At 73.9% G+C, this 16,967-nt stretch carries 15 protein-coding genes; 12 read left to right on the top strand and 3 right to left on the bottom strand.

Translation table 11 applies throughout. The features are described 5' to 3' along the window. Window positions 1–40 precede the first annotated feature (40 nt). On the top strand, window positions 41–2,269 hold the full coding sequence (locus ACIO5E_RS23500; protein ID WP_400670977.1) for an RICIN domain-containing protein: 2,229 nt from the start codon (window positions 41–43) through the stop codon (window positions 2,267–2,269). A gap of 70 nt (window positions 2,270–2,339) precedes the next feature. Here the strand turns inward: ACIO5E_RS23500 and ACIO5E_RS23505 are convergent, their stop codons facing one another. Further along, window positions 2,340–3,350: an amidohydrolase family protein gene (locus ACIO5E_RS23505; protein WP_400670978.1), complete on the bottom strand. Its 1,011-nt coding sequence runs from the start codon at window positions 3,348–3,350 to the stop codon at window positions 2,340–2,342. 247 nt (window positions 3,351–3,597) lie between these two features. Here ACIO5E_RS23505 and ACIO5E_RS23510 point away from each other — a divergent pair, with 247 nt between their 5' ends. The 11 genes from ACIO5E_RS23510 to ACIO5E_RS23560 all read left to right on the top strand — a co-directional run bounded on the left by ACIO5E_RS23510 (window position 3,598) and on the right by ACIO5E_RS23560 (window position 14,324). Next, window positions 3,598–5,226, top strand: a complete 1,629-nt coding sequence (locus ACIO5E_RS23510) for a GMC family oxidoreductase N-terminal domain-containing protein (RefSeq protein WP_400670981.1) — start codon at window positions 3,598–3,600, stop codon at window positions 5,224–5,226. A 106-nt stretch (window positions 5,227–5,332) separates the two neighbouring features. Then, window positions 5,333–6,313, top strand: a complete 981-nt coding sequence (locus ACIO5E_RS23515) for an aldo/keto reductase (RefSeq protein ID WP_400670983.1) — start codon at window positions 5,333–5,335, stop codon at window positions 6,311–6,313. Between the two features lie 86 nt (window positions 6,314–6,399). After that, complete coding sequence (locus ACIO5E_RS23520; RefSeq protein ID WP_400670986.1) at window positions 6,400–6,861, top strand: cupin domain-containing protein; 462 nt, start codon at window positions 6,400–6,402, stop codon at window positions 6,859–6,861. 58 nt (window positions 6,862–6,919) lie between these two features. Then, window positions 6,920–8,014: an alkene reductase gene (locus tag ACIO5E_RS23525; RefSeq protein WP_400670988.1), complete on the top strand. Its 1,095-nt coding sequence runs from the start codon at window positions 6,920–6,922 to the stop codon at window positions 8,012–8,014. Between the two features lie 41 nt (window positions 8,015–8,055). Further along, complete coding sequence (locus ACIO5E_RS23530) at window positions 8,056–9,000, top strand: SRPBCC family protein (RefSeq protein WP_400670990.1); 945 nt, start codon at window positions 8,056–8,058, stop codon at window positions 8,998–9,000. Between the two features lie 378 nt (window positions 9,001–9,378). Then, window positions 9,379–10,305, top strand: coding sequence for an aromatase/cyclase (locus ACIO5E_RS23535; RefSeq protein WP_400670993.1), 927 nt, complete (start codon window positions 9,379–9,381; stop codon window positions 10,303–10,305). A 96-nt stretch (window positions 10,306–10,401) separates the two neighbouring features. Further along, entirely contained in the window at window positions 10,402–10,698 is a 297-nt protein-coding gene (locus tag ACIO5E_RS23540) for an antibiotic biosynthesis monooxygenase family protein (RefSeq protein WP_400670995.1), read from the top strand. Between the two features lie 5 nt (window positions 10,699–10,703). Then, window positions 10,704–11,453: an SDR family NAD(P)-dependent oxidoreductase gene (locus tag ACIO5E_RS23545; RefSeq protein WP_400670997.1), complete on the top strand. Its 750-nt coding sequence runs from the start codon at window positions 10,704–10,706 to the stop codon at window positions 11,451–11,453. Then, a complete protein-coding gene (locus ACIO5E_RS23550; protein ID WP_400670999.1) occupies window positions 11,450–12,211 on the top strand; it encodes an SDR family NAD(P)-dependent oxidoreductase in 762 nt (253 codons plus the stop codon). Before ACIO5E_RS23545 ends, ACIO5E_RS23550 begins: the two co-directional genes overlap by 4 nt. 65 nt (window positions 12,212–12,276) lie before the next feature. Then, entirely contained in the window at window positions 12,277–13,548 is a 1,272-nt protein-coding gene (locus ACIO5E_RS23555; RefSeq protein ID WP_400671001.1) for an FAD-dependent monooxygenase, read from the top strand. Further along, window positions 13,545–14,324 (top strand): cyclase family protein, encoded by a 780-nt coding sequence (locus ACIO5E_RS23560; RefSeq protein ID WP_400671003.1) that lies wholly within the window; start codon window positions 13,545–13,547, stop codon window positions 14,322–14,324. The genes ACIO5E_RS23555 and ACIO5E_RS23560 overlap by 4 nt, the downstream gene beginning before the upstream one ends. Window positions 14,325–14,405: 81 nt before the next feature. On the opposite strand, the gene ACIO5E_RS23565 is transcribed toward ACIO5E_RS23560, so the two are convergent. Together ACIO5E_RS23565 and ACIO5E_RS23570 are read right to left on the bottom strand one after the other, a co-directional pair. Continuing rightward, entirely contained in the window at window positions 14,406–15,974 is a 1,569-nt protein-coding gene (locus ACIO5E_RS23565) for a class I adenylate-forming enzyme family protein (protein WP_400671005.1), read from the bottom strand. Further along, the gene (locus tag ACIO5E_RS23570) at window positions 15,967–16,947 is read right to left on the bottom strand and encodes an aromatase/cyclase (RefSeq protein WP_400671007.1); all 981 of its coding nucleotides are present in this window, start codon (window positions 16,945–16,947) and stop codon (window positions 15,967–15,969) included. Before ACIO5E_RS23570 ends, ACIO5E_RS23565 begins: the two co-directional genes overlap by 8 nt. Window positions 16,948–16,967 lie beyond the last annotated feature (20 nt).

Genomic DNA, 16,967 nt, shown 5'->3' on the forward strand with positions numbered 1-16,967 from the left:
AGTCCGCGAAAGCAGTACGCCCCCACCCGAAGGAGTGCCTGTGCCATCCCTTCTGAGAACCCTCGTGGCCACCCTCACGGCCGCGACCACCGCCCTGGCCGGCGGCGCCCTCGCGGCGCCGACCGCGTCGGCGGCCCCCGCCACACCCGCCACGGCGACCTACACCGTCGGGGTCGGCTCCCCCGTGCCGTACCGGACGCCGACCGACACCCCGGCCGCCCCGTACCTGGACAAGGACGGGACGTTCTACTTCCAGCAGTCCGCCGCGCTGTACGGCGCGAGCGACCCGCGCTACTGGGACTTCTTCACCGGCAAGGACTTCGACACCGCCAAGCGCTCCGCCGCCATCAGCAACGCGGTGAACCCCGCCAACTCCCAGGACGCGAACAACAACACGACCTGGCGCTGCAACAACAGCCCCACCGGCCGGGAGGCGACGGCCGCGCCCGCCGGCTCCGGCTACGCCCAGAAGAACTACTGCGACCTCACCGGGGTCTGGGTCGACCCGGACACCGGCAACTGGTACGGCCTGGTGCACAACGAGTTCACCCCGCAGCCCTTCGGCGACGGCCTGCACTACGACGCGATCGACTACGCCGTCTCCACCGACCAGGGCCGGACGTGGACCGTCAGGAACCACGTCCTCACCTCGCCGTACAGCACCACGCGGGGCGACACCACCGCGTTCCCGAACGAGACGTACTCCTACGGCGACGGCGACCCGCGGCTGTTCGCGGACACCGCCTCCGGCTACTTCTACGTCTACTACGGCTCGCGGATCCTCGACAAGAAGGGCAGCTGGACGGCCTTCTACGAGCACGTGGCCCGCGCGCCGATCTCCGCCAAGATGGCGCCCGACTCGTGGCAGAAGTGGTACGACGGCGCCTGGAGCCAGCCCGGCACCGGCGGCCGGGAGAGCAACATCGTGCCGGTCGACTCCTCGAACAGCACCGGCTACACCCCCGTCTCCACCGAGTACGACCCGGCGAACACCGGCACGGCGAGCCAGCAGATCGCGGCCGGAAAGATGCCCCCGACCTCGCCCCTGTTCGTCATGGACATCACCTACGACGCCCACCTCGGGCTGTACATCGGTGAGCCCCAGGCCGTCAACCAGGACGGTTCGTCACCGCAGTACCTCTACGCGACCGACAACCTCGCCACCCAGAAGTGGTACCCGATCGGCGACACCGGCGGCTACCACACGGCCTCCTGGTACCGCTGGTTCGTCGACAGCGCGAACCGGACGAGCTCCACGATCGTCGGCAGGAACTTCCGCTCCTACTGCGCGTACGGCTGCTCGGCGGGCTCCTCGGGCGAGTACGTCGACATCACCCTCGACTCCTCCGCACCCGCCCCCGCGCCGGTCGACGTGACCAGGACCTACCGGATCGCCAACGGCACCGGCCGGGTGCTCGCCCAGACCTCCGGCGGCCCGGCGACCACCTCACTGCCGGCCGCCACCGGATCGGGCCTGGCCTCGTGGAGCTTCGCCTCCAACGGCGACGGCTCGTACCGCATCCTCAACTCCGCCACCGGCCGGCTGTTGGGCGTCGGCTCCGACAGCACGGCGACCCGCGCCTGGGGCACCGCGCCGACCGTCACCGCGCCGGGGACGAACGGACCCACCGTCGGCCAGCAGTGGTTCGTCATCCCCGGCCGGACCGACACCGGGGCACCGACCGGAGCCGTCCGGCTGGTCAACCGCTACAGCGGCCTGGTGCTCGGCATGACCTCCGGCGCCGGCCGGCTCACCGAGACCACGCCCACCCGGTCCTGGACCGACACCACCGGCAACCCCGTGGGCGGCGCCCGCGCCGCGGCCGACCAGACCCTGACGCTGACCCCCACCGGCACCGCCTCGCTCGACGGCACCCACACCCTCACCGTCTCGGGCAAGGCCCTCGACGACCCCGCCCACTCCACCGCGCAGGGCACCCAGCTCGTCACCTGGACCCCCAACGGCGGCGCCAACCAGAACTGGGTCTTCACCCGGCAGTCCGACGGCAGTTACCGGATCGCCAACGGTGAGTCCACGCTCTGCCTGGACGACAGCGGCGGCTCCACGGCGGCCGGCAACCCGATCGTCCAGTGGGCGTGCACCGGGGGCGCCAACCAGCGCTGGCTGGTCTCCCCCGTCGCCGGCGGCTACACGATCACCTCGCAGCAGAGCGGGCTCGCCCTCACCACCGCCTCCACCGCCGACGGCGCCCTGGTGACCCAGCAGCCGGACACCGGCTCCGCCCTGCAGATCTGGTCCGTCGGCTGACGTTTCGTCAGAATCGGTCCCGGCCGCCCCGGTCCGGAAGCGTCACAACGCTCCCGGACCGGGGCACCCGCTATTCGGACCGACCGCTCTCGAGGAACGCCGCCCCGGCGAAGAGGCGGGCGGAGTTGGTGCGGTCGATCGCGGCACGGGTGGTGTCGTCGAGGGGGTGGGATTCGAGACCGGCGAGGAAGTAGTCGATGTCGTCGGTGGCGAAGGGCCAGTCGCTGCCGTAGTGGATGTTCATCGGGTCGGCGAAGGCGAGCAGGCTGGGGAGACCGGCCGGGCTGGAGGACAGCGCGGTGTCGAAGTGGAAGCGGCGCAGTTCGGCGAGGACCTGGTCGAGGGTGCGGTCGCCCCAGACGTTGGGGGCGTGCGCGACCCGGTGGGAGGCGTACGGGAGGAAGCCGCCGCCGTGGGCGAGGATGACGCGCAGGCCGGGGTGGCGGGTGAGGACGCGGTTGCGGACCAGGTTGACGGCGGCCCGGGTGGTGTCGAGCAGGTAGTCGGCGACGTACGCGGGCACGCCCGGGACGGCGGGGCCGGGCAACTGGGAGGGGTGCACCAGGGCGACGGCGCCCCGGCGGCCGAGCTCGGCCATCAGCGGCTCCAGGGCCGGGTCGCCGAGGTACTGCCCGTGGGTGTTGGCGAGCAGCAGCACGCCGTGCGCGCCGAGCACGTCGAAGGCGTACTCGGCCTCGGCGAGGGCGCCGTCCACGTCGGGCAGGGTGAGGGTGGCGAAGAAGCCGAAGCGGTCCGGGCGGTCCTTGACCAGCTCGGCGAGGAACTCGTTGGCCCGGCGGGCGAGCCTGCGGGCCTCGGCGTCCTCGCCCGGGGCCAGGTGGACGCCGGGGGTGGAGACGGACAGGACGCCGGCGGCGATGCCGTGGCCGTCCATCATCGCGAGGGTGCTGCCGGTGCTCCAGGCGGGCAGGCGGCGGCCGAGGTCGATGCCGCGGCCGGTCAGCCAGTCGCGGTAGAAGGGCGGAATCACGTGCTGGTGGACGTCGATCCGGCCGGTGCTCATCGGGTTCTGCCTCTCGCTGGACGGTACGGACACGCGCAGGGCGGGTCCGTCGGACACGCCCTCACTGCACCGGAGGCGGGCGGAATCCGGGTCGAGCCCGGGTCGAGCGGACCTGCGGTGCGGCCCGGCAGCGGGCTCCAGCCGGATTCAAGGTCGCCCGGCCAGACTGCGATGGGTCGCGGCCCTGGTCTGCCGCGTCGACTTCCTGGTCCGTCGTCGGTCGGCCCGGTCGTGTCCTGGTCCGCCCGGTCTGTCAAGGGGGAAGCGCCACATGGCGTCTCAGCGCAAGAGCAGCACCACTTCGATGAGCAGACGAGGCTTTCTGCTCCGCTCCGGCGGCGTCGCCCTCGGCGCCCTCGCCGCCCAGAGCACGGTCGGCCGGGCCGTCGCGGCCCCGATCGGCACCAACTGCGCCACGTACGCGTCGGCCGTCGTCGTCGGCAGCGGGTACGCCGGGTCCGTCGCGGCCCTGCGGCTCGCCCAGGCCGGCGTCTCCACGCTGGTGCTGGAGCGCGGGCTGGAGTGGCAGATCACTTCGGCCGGCAACACCTTCGCCACGGTGGCGAACCCGGACGGGCGCGGATCGTGGCTGAACTCGCAGTCGCCGCTCACCACCGCCACGCTGCCGGTCTACACCGGCGTGCTGGAGGCCTTCTACGCGAACGGCGTGATCGGCCTGGCCGGCGCCGGCCTGGGCGGCGGATCGCTGGTCAACAGCACCGTGATGCTCCAGCCGAGCCAGGCCCTGTTCGACGCCTCGTTCAACGGCCTGGTCTCGTACCAGGACATGGTGAACACCTGGTACCCGCGGGCGATGTCCCTGATCGGCGCCAGCACCATCCCGGACGACATCCTCAACTCCGGCTACTACGCGGCCGCCCGTTCGTTCGCGGCGGAGGCCACCGCGGCCGGGCTGCCGGTGGAGAAGCTGAACCTGGCGGTCGACTGGAACGTCGTCCGCCAGGAGATGGCCGGCACCGCCACCCCGTCGGTGATCACCGGCGACAGCATCTGGGGCGTGAACAGCGGCGCGAAGAAGAGCGTCGACCGCACGATCATGGCCGCCGCCCGGGCGACCGGCCGGGTCCAGGTGCGCACGCTCGCCCGGGTCGTGGCGATCCAGCCGTACTACTCCGGCTACCAGGTGCGCTACGAGTCGCTCAACACCTCGGGCACGGTGGTCGGCACGTACACCGTGGTGACGCCCACGCTGGTCCTGGCGGCCGGTTCGCTGGGCACCACCCGGCTGCTGGTGGCCGCCAAGGCGAAGGGCCAACTGCCCAACCTGGACGCCTCGGTGGGCACCACCTGGGGCACCAACGGCGACAACAACAGCCTGCGCACCGGGATGCCGTTCAACAACCCGACCCAGGGCGGGCCGTCGGCGTTCGCGGTGAAGTCCTGGACCGGCACGTCGACCCCGGTCACCCTGCTCAACTTCCCGTGGGGGCAGGCCCCGACCGACGGCTCCGGCGCGCTCGGCACGCTCGGCGTGTCGGTGGCCGCTCCGGCCGGGCAGTTCACGTACAACGCGACGACCGGGGCGGTGGACCTCAACTGGCCGGCCGCCAGCGCCGGTGCGACCCAGTCCACCACGGCGGTCAACGGGGTGCTGGCCCAGCTCAACGCCGTCACCCCGGGCTCGTCCACCAGCTTCACCAGCCCCGGCTGGACCTCGCACTCGCTCGGCGGCGTGCCGCTCGGCGTCGCGACGGACGCCGGCGGCCAGGTGAAGAACTACCCGCACCTGTTCGTCGTGGACGGCTCGCTGTTCCCCGGCGGCGGGCTGCAGGCCACCCCGCCGGCGCTCACCATCACCGCGCTGGCCGACCGCCTGATATCCGCCAGCGCCGGCTCGGTGGCGGCCACCGCCGCCTCGTCGGCCGCCGCGGGCATGGCGGCCGCGGCCGCCACCGACACCTCACTCTCGTAGGACGGTTCGCCCGGTGCCCGCGAGGTTTCGCGGGCACCGGGGCGGACCAGCCTTCATCCGGCCGCAGGATCCCCCGCGCGGCCAGTTCATCACTGATCGGAGAACCATGACCACCAGGCAGCTCGGCACCAACGGCCCGCGCGTCTCCGCCCTCGGCCTCGGCACGATGGCGATGGCGGGCAGCTACGGCGCAGCGGACGAGCAGGAGTCCGTGGCCACCATCCGCAAGGCCCTCGACTCGGGCATCAACCTGATCGACACCGCCGACTTCTACGGCCCGGGCACCGCCGAGAAGATCACCGGTCAGGCGATCGCCGACCGCCGCGACGAGGTCGTGCTGGCCAGCAAGTTCGGCATGCGCACCCTGCCGGACGGCCGTCGCGTCGTCGACGGCACCCCGGCGTACGTCAAGGAGGCGGTGGAGCTGTCGCTCTCCCGTCTGGGCACCGACTACCTCGACCTCTACTACCTCGCCCGGATCGACCCGAACGTCCCGGTGGAGGAGACCGTCGGCGCGCTGGCCGAGCTGGTGGCGGCGGGCAAGGTCCGCCACATCGGCCTGTGCGAGGCGGCCTCCTCCACGCTGCGCCGGGCCCACGCGGTGCACCCGATCGCCGCGCTGCAGACCGAGTACTCGCTGTGGGAGCGCCACGTCGAGGACGAGATCCTGCCGACCGCGCGCGAGCTCGGCGTCGCCCTGGCCGCCTACCGGCCGCTGGGCAGCGGTTTCCTCGGCGGCAGCTTCAACTCGCCCGAGGACCTCGACCCGTCCGACTTCCGCCGCCACGACCCGCGGTTCCAGGGTGAGAACTTCACCCGGAACAAGGCGATCGCCGACGCCGTCGCCGTGGTCGCGGAGGAGAAGGGCGCCACCGCCGGCCAGCTCGCGCTGGCGTGGGTGCTGGCCCAGGGCGAGGACGTGGTGCCGCTGTTCGGCGCCCGTCGTCCGTCCCGGATCGAGGAGAACGCCGGCGCGGCCGAGCTGAAGCTCTCCGCCGAGGACCTGAAGCGGATCGCCGACCTCGTCCCGGCGACCGCGGGTGACCGCTACGCCGCGCCGCTGCTGGCCACCATCGACAAGGGCTGACCGAAAGCCGGTCCGTCGCGGCCGCCGACCACCCCGTCCTCGGCGGCCGCGACGGACCACCACCCACTCGCGAGGGAGCAACAGCCGTGACCAGTTGGCAGGACGCCGAGAACGCGAAGTACGTGGTACTGCCGGGCGGGGAGGGCACTCCACTCACCGTCTTCGGCAACCGCTTCTCGCTCAAGGTCGGCGGTGACGACACCGCGGGCTCGCTGGCCATCATCGAGGCCACGTTCGCGCCCGGAACCGGGGCGCCGCCCCACCTGCACCACACCCACACCGAGTCCTTCTACGTCGTGAGCGGCCTGTTCAGGTTCCGGGCCGGCGACGAGCTCACCGAGGTGGGCCCCGGCGGGTTCTGCTACCTGCCGCGCAAGGCCGCCCACGGCTTCACCAACATCGGAGACGAGCCCGGCAAGCTGCTCAGCGTGATCAACCCGGCCGGCTACGAGCGGCACTTCGAGGAGATCAGCGCGCTGCTGCCGCACGAGGCGACCGAGGAACGGCTCCGGGAGATCTTCCAGCGCTACGACCAGGAACCGGCCTGACCGGGTGCAGACCCGGCGGGGCCCACCGACCGCACCGACGAAGGAGTGCAGGTACGCCATGGCAACCCTGTTCGACGACATCACGATGGGCCACCTGACCCTCCCCAACCGGATCGCGATGGCCCCGCTCACCCGCAACCGGGCCGACCGCGAAGGGATACCGGGTCCGTCCGCCGCCACCTACTACGCCCAACGGGCCTCCGCCGCGGTGATCATCACCGAGGGCAGCCAGCCCAGCGCCGCCGGCCAGGGCTTCGTCCGCACCCCCGGCCTGCACAGCACCGAGCAGCTCCGGGCCTGGCGGACGGTCACCGACGCGGTGCACGCGGCGGACGGGCGGATCTTCGCCCAGATCATGCACACCGGCCGGATCGGCCACCCCGACCTGGTGCGCCACTCCAGCCTGCCGGCCGGCTTCGTCCCGCTGGCGCCCTCGGCCGTGCGGCCGACCACCGGGACGGCCCAGACCTACGACGGGCCCAAGGAGTACACCGAGCCGCGCGCGATGACCGCCGCGGAGGTCCGCACCACCATCGCCGACTTCGCCACCGCCGCCGCCAACGCGATCGCGGCCGGCTTCGACGGCGTCGAGCTGCACGGCGCCAACGGCTGCCTGCTGCACCAGTTCCTGGCCTCCGGCAGCAACCGGCGCACCGACGGCTACGGCGGCCCGGTGGCCGGCCGGATCCGGTTCACCCGAGAGGTCACCGAGGCGGTCGCCGACGCGGTCGGCGCCGAGCGGGTCGGCCTGCGGCTCTCTCCCGGCAACCGGTTCAACGACATCGAGGAGAGCGACACCGAGGAGCTGTACTGCGCCCTGGTGGAGTCCGTCCGGCCGCTCGGCCTCGGCTACCTGCACCTGTACGAGACCGGCTCCCGGGACGTCACCCGGGTGCTGCGACGGGCCTGGCCGGGTGTGCTGATGCTCAGCCCGCACGTCGGCGGCCGCGCCCCGGCGGGCCTGGCGGAGGGCGAGCAGGCGCTCGCCGACGGCGTGGCCGACGTGATCGCCTTCGGCCGGAACTTCATCGCCAACCCCGACCTGCCGGAGCGACTGCGCACCGGCGCCCCGCTGAACACCCCCGACCCGTCGACCTTCTACGACGGCGACGACCGCGGATACACCGACTACCCGGCCCTGGCCACTGTCTGACGATGCGTCATATCACAACGGCGACGGACGAGGAGCACAGCATGGCAGCACAGCAGACCCTGCGAGAGACCGAGCACCGCGCCGAGGTGGCCGCACCGCCCGAGGCGCTGTACCGGCTGGTGGCCGAGGTCGACGAGGCCACCCGGGTGTTCGCCTCCACCCTGCACGTGGAGCACCTGGAGCGCAGCGAGGACGGCACCGACGAGCTCATCCGCATCTGGGGCAACGGCGGTGTCAAGGCCAGGAGTTGGACGTCCAGGCGACGGCTGGACGAAGGCGCGCTGCGGCTGCGCTTCGGGCAGGAGCGGCCGCGCGAGCCGATCGCCGAGATGAGCGGCGAGTGGCTGTTCGACCCGCTGCCGGGCGGCGGCACGCTCGTCCGGCTCACCCACGCCTACCGGGCGATCGACGACGACCCGGCGGCCCTGCGGGAGATCGACGACCTGGTGGAGCGCACCAGCGCCGCCCAGTTGGCCGCGCTCGGCGACGCCGCCGAGCGGGAGGCCGCCCACCCCGGGCTGCGGGTGCAGGTGCAGCAGTCGGTGGCGGTCGCCGCGCCGGCCGCGGCCGTGTACCGGCTGCTCCACGACGTCGCCGACTGGCCGCTGCTGCTGCCGCGGCTGGCCGAGGTGCGGGCGGTGGAGTCCCCCGGCTCGGACGGCGTGCGCACCGTCACCGCGCGGGCCAAGGGCCCGGACGGCGCGGAGCGGACCGAGGAGTGGGCGCAGGTCTGCCTGCCGGGCCGGATGATCGCCTTCAAACGGCTCTCCCCCGACCCGTGCACCAGCACCCACACCGGGTACTGGGAGGTCGCCCCGCGGGCCGGCGGCGGCACCACCCTGACCGGGCGGCACGTGTTCACGCTGAGCCCCGGCGAGGACGGCCGGACCCTCGACCGGGCCACCCTGCGCGCCGCCGCCGGGCAGGAGAACATCGGCCTGCTCGAGAACGTCCGCGCCCGGGCCGAGCAGCGCACCCAGCCCTAGCGTGTTTGCAAAGTCCCGCCGGGTCCGCGACGCCGGGCATCCTCCCCCAGCCTCCGGCCGGGAGGTACCCCCACCTGGACGCACGCCCGAATCGCCCAAGTACGTCCAGTACGAGGACGATCCGGTCGCACGCCCAGCCGGGCGCCCAACGCCGCGGCCTGGTCCGACGCGACTTTGCAAACACGCCCTGGAACCACTCCGCTCCCTCTCGAAGGGCCCCCGGAAGCCGCCCGCACGGCTTCTCGGGGGCCCTTCGACGTGCCCGGACGCGGCCGGGGACACCCGCCGGAGCTCTCCAGCCCGGCTCCAGACGGCTCCGAGGCGCGGGCCCCACGCTCCCTGTGTCAGCCCCGCACCCGCCGCCGAGGAGGCCCGCCCATGACCGCGCCCGACGCCGTCCTGCACCTGGAGCGCGAGACCGTCGTCCACGCCGCGCCGAACGCCGTCCGGCGGTTGGTCGCGGACGTGTCGTGGTGGCCGCTGCTGTTCTCCGCGACCGTCCACGTCGAGGTCCTGGAGCGCCGCACCGGCACCGACCGGCTGCGGATCTGGGCCTTCGACGAGAACGCCCACCGGGCCGGGCGCCCGGCGGTGCGCACCTGGACCACGACCCGCCGGCTGCTGCCCGACACCGGCACGGCGATCGTCTTCGCCCAGGACGCCCCGCAGGCGCCGCTGGCCGCGATGGGCGGCGAGTGGCGGTTCGAGCCGCGCGAGGACGGCGGTTGCCGGCTGGTGCTCGCCCACCACGCCCGGGTCTCCGAGGGCACCCTCGCCGACCACCCGTGGATCGCCGCGATGGTCACCCGGACCGCCGACGCCCAGCTCGCCGCCGTGAAGGCCGCGGCAGAGCTGGGCCGGGGGCTGGACGAGGCCGTGGTGACGGCGGGCCGGGCGGCCCGGTTCCGGGGCCGGGCGGCCGAGGCCGCCGAGGCGCTGGCCGACGCCGACCGCTGGCCGCTGCTGCTGCCGCAGCTCGCCGGGCTGCGGGTCGGCGCGGCCGGTCCGCACGCCTGGCTGCTGGAGCGCTCCGGCCGGCCGTTCGCCGTCTGCGTCGCCCCGGTCGTCGGCCGGCTGGTCGTCAAGCAGCTTGCCGTGAGCCGCTCCTGCACCGCCCTGACCGGCGAGTGGACGGTGCGCCCGGCCACCGACCTGGCCGGGTCCGAGCCGGTCGAGGAGGTGCTGGTGACCCTGCGCCGGCGCGGCCTGACGGCGGCCCGGGGCGCGGCGCGGCGCCGGCTGCTCACCGCGCTGACCCGGGACACCGCCCGGCTGGTCCGGCAGCGGGAGACCGCCGGCGTCTGACGCCCGGGCCCCGAACCCCCGAGAGGCCCCCGAGAAACCCCCGGGCAAACCCTGACAACCCCCGCACCACCCACCACCACTGGAGAGGACCCCACGATGGTCACCCTGATCAACAAGTTCACCGTCCACGGCGACACCGCCGAGTTCGAGAAGGTCTGGGCCGCCAGCTCCGAGTTCATGCGCGCGCAGCAGGGCTTCGTCAACTTCAAGCTGCACCGCTCGCTGAACCGCCCCGACTCCTACGTCAACATCGCCCTCTGGGAGACCGTCGAGGACCACCACCGGGTGCTCGCCAGCCCGGAGTTCGCGGTGCACATCAAGGAGCTGGCGGCGCTGGCCACCCCCGAGCCCGACCTGTACGTGGTCGTGCTCGAGGGCACCCCGGCGAAGTGAGCCCGGTGCCCACCCGCAAGGGCGACTGGCTGCTGCTGGCCGGCGCCACCGGGCTGGTCGGCGCGGCGGCGGCCCGATCCGCCGCCGCGCAGGGGGCCGGCCTGGTCCTGCTCGGCCGGTCCGCCGAGGCCCTGTCGGCCCTGGCCGGGGAGCTGGCCGGGGAGTTCTCCGGCACACCGGTGCACCCGGTCGTCGCGGACCTGACCGACCAGGCGTCCCTGGACGCCGCCTTCGCGGCGCTCCCGGCGGCCGGCGTGGACCGGCTGGACGCCGTGGTCAACCTGGCCACCGGCTACACCGGGCGTCCGGTGCCGGTCGGCGAGCTGCCGGCGGAGGAGTTCCGCCGGGTCGTCGACACGGACCTGGTCGGCGCCTTCCTCCTGGTCCGGACCGCGCTGCCGCTGCTGCGGCGGGCCCCGGACCCGCGGGTGGTGCTGGTGTCCTCGCTGGCCGGGCTGCGCGGCCGACCCGGCGCCGCGCACCTGTGCGCGGCCAAGGCCGGGGTCAACGGCCTCGCGCTGGCGCTGGCCATCGAACTCGGCGAGCAGGGCGTCGCGGTGAACACCGTGGCGCCCGGGCCGATCGCCCGGCCGGGTGTCCCCCACCCGCCGACCCCCGTCCCGCTCGCCTCGCCCGAGCAGGTCGCGGCCGCCGTCCTGCGGCTGACCGAGGCCGCCGACGCGCGGCGCGGCGAGACCGTCATCGTCACCGGGGAGCCGATCCCCGACCCGTCCACCCCGGAGGTGAAGCAATGACCGAGTCGTCCACCCTCGGCCTGGACGGCCGCGTGGCCGTCGTGACCGGCGGCGCCCGCGGCCTCGGCCTGGCCATCGTGCGCAAGCTGGTGTCGGCCGGCGCGCACGTGTACCTGAACTACCGCCAGGACGAGGCGGCCGCGAACGCCGCGGTGGCGGAGCTGGCCGGCCTGAAGGGCACGGCCCGCGCGGTGCGGGCCGACATCCGGCGCGAACCGGAGCTGGCCGAGCTGCTGGAGGCGGTCCGCGCCGACCACGGCGGCCTGGACCTCTTCGTGCACAACGCCGGGACCTGGCGGCCGAGCACGGCGGTCGGCGTCGACCTGGAGAGCTTCCGCGCCGAGCAGGAGGTCACCCTCAACCCGCTGCTGTTCGGCGCCCCGCTGCTGGCCGGGCTGATGGCCGGGCGGCCGGGCCGCATCGTCGCGGTGTCCAGCAACGGCGCCCACGCGGTGATCCCCGGCTACGTGGGCGTCGGGGTGGCCAAGGCCGCGCTGGAGAACCTGGTCCGCTACCTGGCGGTGGAGCTGGCCGGCAAGGGCATCGGCGTCAACGCCGTCTCCACCGGCATGCTCGACAAGGGCGAGCAGACCCCGAACCGCTCGATGGCGGAGTTCCTGGGCCGGCGCACCCCCGGCGGCCGGCTCACCCGGCCCGAGGACGTCGCCGACGTCGTCGCGCTGCTGTGCACCGACGAGGCGGCCTGGTTGCAGGGCCAGGTCGTCAGCGTGGACGGCGGGCTCGGCCTGCTGGCCTGACCCGTCGTGCGGATCCCCCCGGGGGCGGCGGGCCACCGCCGCCCCCTTCCCATGAGGAGAGACTGGTGGAACACATCGAGACCGACGTCCTGGTCGTCGGCGGCGGCCCGGCCGGCCTGACGCTGGCCCTGCTGATGCTGCGCTCCGGCAGGTCCGTCACGGTCGTGGAGAAGACCCGCTCGTTCGACCGGGAGTTCCGCGGCGAGATCCTGCAGCCCGGCGGGATGACCCTGCTCGACCAGCTCGGCGTGCTGGACGGCGCCCGGGCGCGCGGCGGCTACCCCCTGAAGCGCTTCCAGCTGGTGGAGCACGAGCGGGTGCTGATGGACATCGACTACGACCAGCTGCCGCAGCCCTTCGACTTCCTGCTGTCCATCCCGCAGCGCCATGTGCTGATCGAACTCCTCGCCCACTGCCGGGAGTTCGACACCTTCACCTACATCGAGGGCCAGTCGGTCGGCGATCTGCGCCACGACGGCGGACGGGTGACCGGCGCGGTGGCCGGGCGCGGCGCGGAGCGGATCGAGGTGACCGCGAAGGTCACCGTCGGCGCGGACGGCCGGTACTCCAAGGTCCGCAAGCTGGCCGGGATCGAGTACACCCGGCTGGAGGCCTTCGAGCACGACGTCCTCTGGTTCAAGATCCCGGCTCAGAACCGGCCGCTGCACGACGTCCGGGTGCTGCGCGCGGCCGGCAACCCGGTGCTGGTCTACGACTCGTACCCGGAGTCGGTCCAGATCGGCTGGACCCTGCCGCACAAGGGCTACAAGGAGCTCGCCGCGCGCGGCTTCGACCACGTGCTGGCGGAGATCGTCAAGGCCGTGCCGCCGTACGCGGACGCGGTGCGCGCCTCACTGACGAGCCTGAACGACCTGAGCCTGCTGGACGTCTTCGCCGGCTCGGCCGACGACTGGGTGGCCGACGGCCTCGCGCTGATCGGCGACGCGGCGCACACCCATGGCCCGATCGGCGCGCAGGGCATCAACCTGGCGCTCCAGGACGCCGCCGTGCTGCACCCGGTGCTGCTGGAGGCGCTGGCCGCCGGCGACGTCTCGGCCGAGCGGCTGTCCGCGTACCCGCGGGTGCGCCGGCCCGACATCGCCGCGGTGTTCAAGCTCCAGGCGCGGCAGTCCAAGGGCATGCTGGCGCAGGGCGGGCTGGGCGACCGGATCCGGCCGCTGATCACCAGGCTGCTGGCGCACACCCCCGTGTACGGCGCGATCCTGCGCCAGATCGCCTTCGGGCGCACCCCGATCCGGGTGCGCACCGACCTCTTCACGACGCCCGGCCATGGGCGGAACCCCTCCGAGCAGAAGACCAGGAGCGAATTCGTATGAGGATCATCGACCTCTCCTCCCCGGTGGACGCGTCCGGCTGGGAGCCGGACCCGGTGAACCACCGGGTGATGACCCCCGCCGAGGGCGCCGCGCACTGCGCCTCCGAGATGCGCGAGCACTTCGGCCTGGAGATCTCCCCGGCCGACTTCCCCGGCGGGGAGTTCCTGAACAACGACTTCCTGGAGCTGTCCACCCACACCGGCACCCACGTCGACGCCCCGGCCCACTACGGCTCCAAGGCCGAGTACGGCGACGGCCGCCCGCGCACCATCGACGAGCTGCCGCTGGACTGGTTCCACCGCCCCGGCGTGGTCCTGGACCTCACCCACCTGCCCTCCGGCGCGGTGGACGCCGCCGAGATCGACAAGGCGCTGGCCCGGATCGGCTACCGGCCGCAGCCGCTGGACATCGTGCTGCTGCACACCGGCGCGGACGAGCGCAGCGGCACCCTGGAGTACTTCACCCGGTTCGCCGGCCTGGACGAGTCGGCCACCGACTACCTGCTGGACCTCGGGATCCGGGTGATCGGCACCGACGCGTTCAGCCTGGACGCGCCGTTCACCCACATCGTCGAGGAGTACCAGCGCACCGGCGACCAGAAGGTGCTCTGGCCGGCCCACATGGCGGGCCGGCGGCGGGAGTTCTGCCAGATCGAGCGGCTGGCCGGGCTCGGGAGCCTGCCGCGGCCGTTCGGCTTCACGGTCAGCGCGCTGCCGGTGAAGGTCAAGGGCGCGGGCGCCGGCTGGGCCCGCGCGGTCGCCCTCGTCGAGGACTGACCACCACCCCCAACGCCCGGGCCCCGTACCGAGATTCGGTACGGGGCCCGGGCGTTGGGGGTGGTGGGGCGCTGGGGCGACTCAGGCGGCCGGGACGGCGCCGTCCCGGCCGGTGTGGCGCTCGCGCAGCTCCCGGCGCTGGAGCTTGCCGTTGGCCGACCGCTCGATCGCCGGCACGGCGTGCGCGTAGCGGATCCGCTGGAAGTACGGCAGCCCGGCGTTGACCTCCCGGCAGACCGCGACCGGGTCGGCGGACGGCGCCAGCACCAGCAGGGCGTGCGGCACCGAGCCGTCCGGGCCGTCGGCGTGGTCGAAGACGACGCAGTCGCGCACCTCCGGCCGGCGGATCAGCACCCGCTCGATCTCCGACGGGGAGACCAGCCAGTTGTGGTACTTGAAGACGTCCTTGAGCCGGTCGACCAGGGTCAGCCGGCCCTGCTCGTCGATCCGGCCGACGTCCCCGGTGGAGAACCAGCCGTCCGGCTCCAGCCCGTGGCCGTCCGGGCCGCCGAGGTAGCCCTTCATCACCTGCGGGCCGCGCACCTGCACCTCGCCGACCTCGCCCACCGGCAGCACCGTACGGGTCGTCACCTCGACGACCCGGTGCTCGGTGCCCGGCACCGGGCGGCCGACGCTGCCGTGCAGCGGGGCGTCCGGGTCGTCCGAGTGGGTCAGCGGCGAGGTCTCGGCCAGGCCGTAGCCCTGGAAGACCGTCACCCCGAAGTGCTCGGTGAGCCGCGCCGCGTGGGCCGGGGAGAGCGCCGAACCGCCCGAGGCGATCCGGCGCACGGTCTCCAGCTTCAGCCCGGGCAGCCGCTCGTCGGCGGCCAGCCGGGCCAGCCGGAACGGCAGGCTGTAGAAGTGGGTGGCCCGCCGCCGATTGGCCTCCTCGACCGCGGCGGCCTCGTCCGGGGCCGGGCAGAGCACCTGGGTGGCGCCCGCCCGGACGGCCGAGTTGAGGTGCATCGGGTGGTAGGTCGGCAGGTGGTTGACGGTGACCGAGTCGCCGTCCAGCCGGTGCGCGGCGGCGACCTGCCCGGCGTTCAGCACCAGGTTGCGGTGCGTCAGCCGGACGGCCTTCGGGCGCCCGGTGGTGCCGCTGGTGAAGTGCAGGCAGGCGACCGCGTCCGGCTCCGACCGGCGCGGGGCCGGCGCGGGGCCGGCCGGCAACTGGTCGGCGTGCGGCAGGCCGGCCGGGGCCGGCCCGATCACCGCGACGCCGAGCAGGTCCGGCAGCCGGTCCCGGACGCCGGCCAGCCGGGCGTACAGCCCGGCGTCGACCAGGGCGAACCGGGCCCGGCCGTGGCCGAGCACGTACACCAGGTCGTCCTCGCGCAGCAGCGGGTTGACCGTCGCCACGGTGTGCCCGGCCCGGACGGTGCCGTAGTAGGCGGCCGCGAAGTCCGGGTCGAGCAGCGCGGCGACGGCCACCACCTGGCCGGCCCCCGGCAGGACGGCGCGCAGCGCCGCGGCCAGGATGTCGGCCCGGGCGTCCAGTTCGGCGAAGGTCGTCGAGCGCTCCCCGCAGACGATCGCCGGGTGGTCCGGCCGGTCCGCGGCGGCCGCGGCGAGCAGCCCGTCCAGCGGACCGACCGGTTCGGACCCGGCGGGCACGGCCACGGCCGGTGCAGCCGCCGCCGGTTCAGCCACGGCCGCGCTCCGCCCGGCGGGCCTCCGCGAAGGCCTTGGCGTGGCGCAGCGTGGCCCCGCTGTTGGTGGAGAGCGCCCGGTGCACGAACTCGCGCGCGTCGGCCACCGTCCTGCCCGCGCCGAGCACCCGCTCGACCGCGTCCGGCCGGATGGTGACGCTGTGCTGCGAGCCCACCAGGACGCCGCCCTCGATCGGGGTGACCCGCCAGCGGCCGGTGTGCGCGGTCATCAGGGCCGGCACCTCGGTCTGCTTGTACACCAGGCGCTCGGTGCCGAAGGCGACCCGGACCGACTTGGTGGTGTGCACCGAGCCGTCGGCGGTCGTGGTGTCCATCGCCATCACCTGGACGCCCGGCACGTCCTCCTGGAGGTCGAGCGCGGCGACGTGCGGCAGCCGCCGGGGCCACTCGTCGGCCCGGTACAGGAACTCGAAGACGTCGGCGCCGTCGCCGGCCACCTCGACGGTGTCCTCGAACTCGAACTCCAGCTCGCCCAGCTCCGCGAAGCGCTCGGCGAGCGCCTTGACCGCGGCCAGCTCGGCGGTGCTGTTGGTGTCGGTCGCCTTGGTGATCCACTCCACCCCGGCCGGGTCGTCGCCGACCGCCGAGAAGTCGTGGGTGAGCACCAGCCGGGTGCCGCCGCCCTCGGCGGTGATGATCCACTCCCCGCCCATGCCGGCGACCGGCGGCGAGGAGACCTCCTGGCGGAAGGAGACCCGGCGGGCCACCGGGTCCAGGACCCGGTGGGAGATCCAGGTGCGCACCTCGCCGTTGGCGGTGGCCCAGATCTGGATCCGCTCGGTGCTCTCGGTGGCGGCGAGCCGCTCGACGTGCACGTTGGGCGCGAACCGCAGCGGCCAGGTCAGGACGTCCGAGACGATCGCGTACACCGCCTCGGGCGCGGCCTGGACGAAGGTGCTGTGCTCGGTGTGGTGGACGGCGGCGCCGGCGGCCGCGTCGGTGGTCACGGTCACGGGTGGACTCTCCTCGTTCG

Origin of the sequence: Kitasatospora sp. NPDC087314 (assembly GCF_044744365.1) — a bacterium.
In the GTDB taxonomy this organism is placed as follows: domain Bacteria; phylum Actinomycetota; class Actinomycetes; order Streptomycetales; family Streptomycetaceae; genus Kitasatospora.

What these genes read in the sequence shown, in the direction of transcription:
- ACIO5E_RS23510 (WP_400670981.1), top strand. Translation starts at nt 3,598, where the DNA reads ATGAGCAGACGAGGCTTTCTGCTCCGCTCCGGCGGCGTCGCCCTCGGC.
- ACIO5E_RS23515 (WP_400670983.1), top strand. Translation starts at nt 5,333, where the DNA reads ATGACCACCAGGCAGCTCGGCACCAACGGCCCGCGCGTCTCCGCCCTC.
- ACIO5E_RS23525 (WP_400670988.1), top strand. Translation starts at nt 6,920, where the DNA reads ATGGCAACCCTGTTCGACGACATCACGATGGGCCACCTGACCCTCCCC.
- ACIO5E_RS23530 (WP_400670990.1), top strand. Translation starts at nt 8,056, where the DNA reads ATGGCAGCACAGCAGACCCTGCGAGAGACCGAGCACCGCGCCGAGGTG.
- ACIO5E_RS23535 (WP_400670993.1), top strand. Translation starts at nt 9,379, where the DNA reads ATGACCGCGCCCGACGCCGTCCTGCACCTGGAGCGCGAGACCGTCGTC.
- ACIO5E_RS23540 (WP_400670995.1), top strand. Translation starts at nt 10,402, where the DNA reads ATGGTCACCCTGATCAACAAGTTCACCGTCCACGGCGACACCGCCGAG.
- ACIO5E_RS23550 (WP_400670999.1), top strand. Translation starts at nt 11,450, where the DNA reads ATGACCGAGTCGTCCACCCTCGGCCTGGACGGCCGCGTGGCCGTCGTG.
- ACIO5E_RS23560 (WP_400671003.1), top strand. Translation starts at nt 13,545, where the DNA reads ATGAGGATCATCGACCTCTCCTCCCCGGTGGACGCGTCCGGCTGGGAG.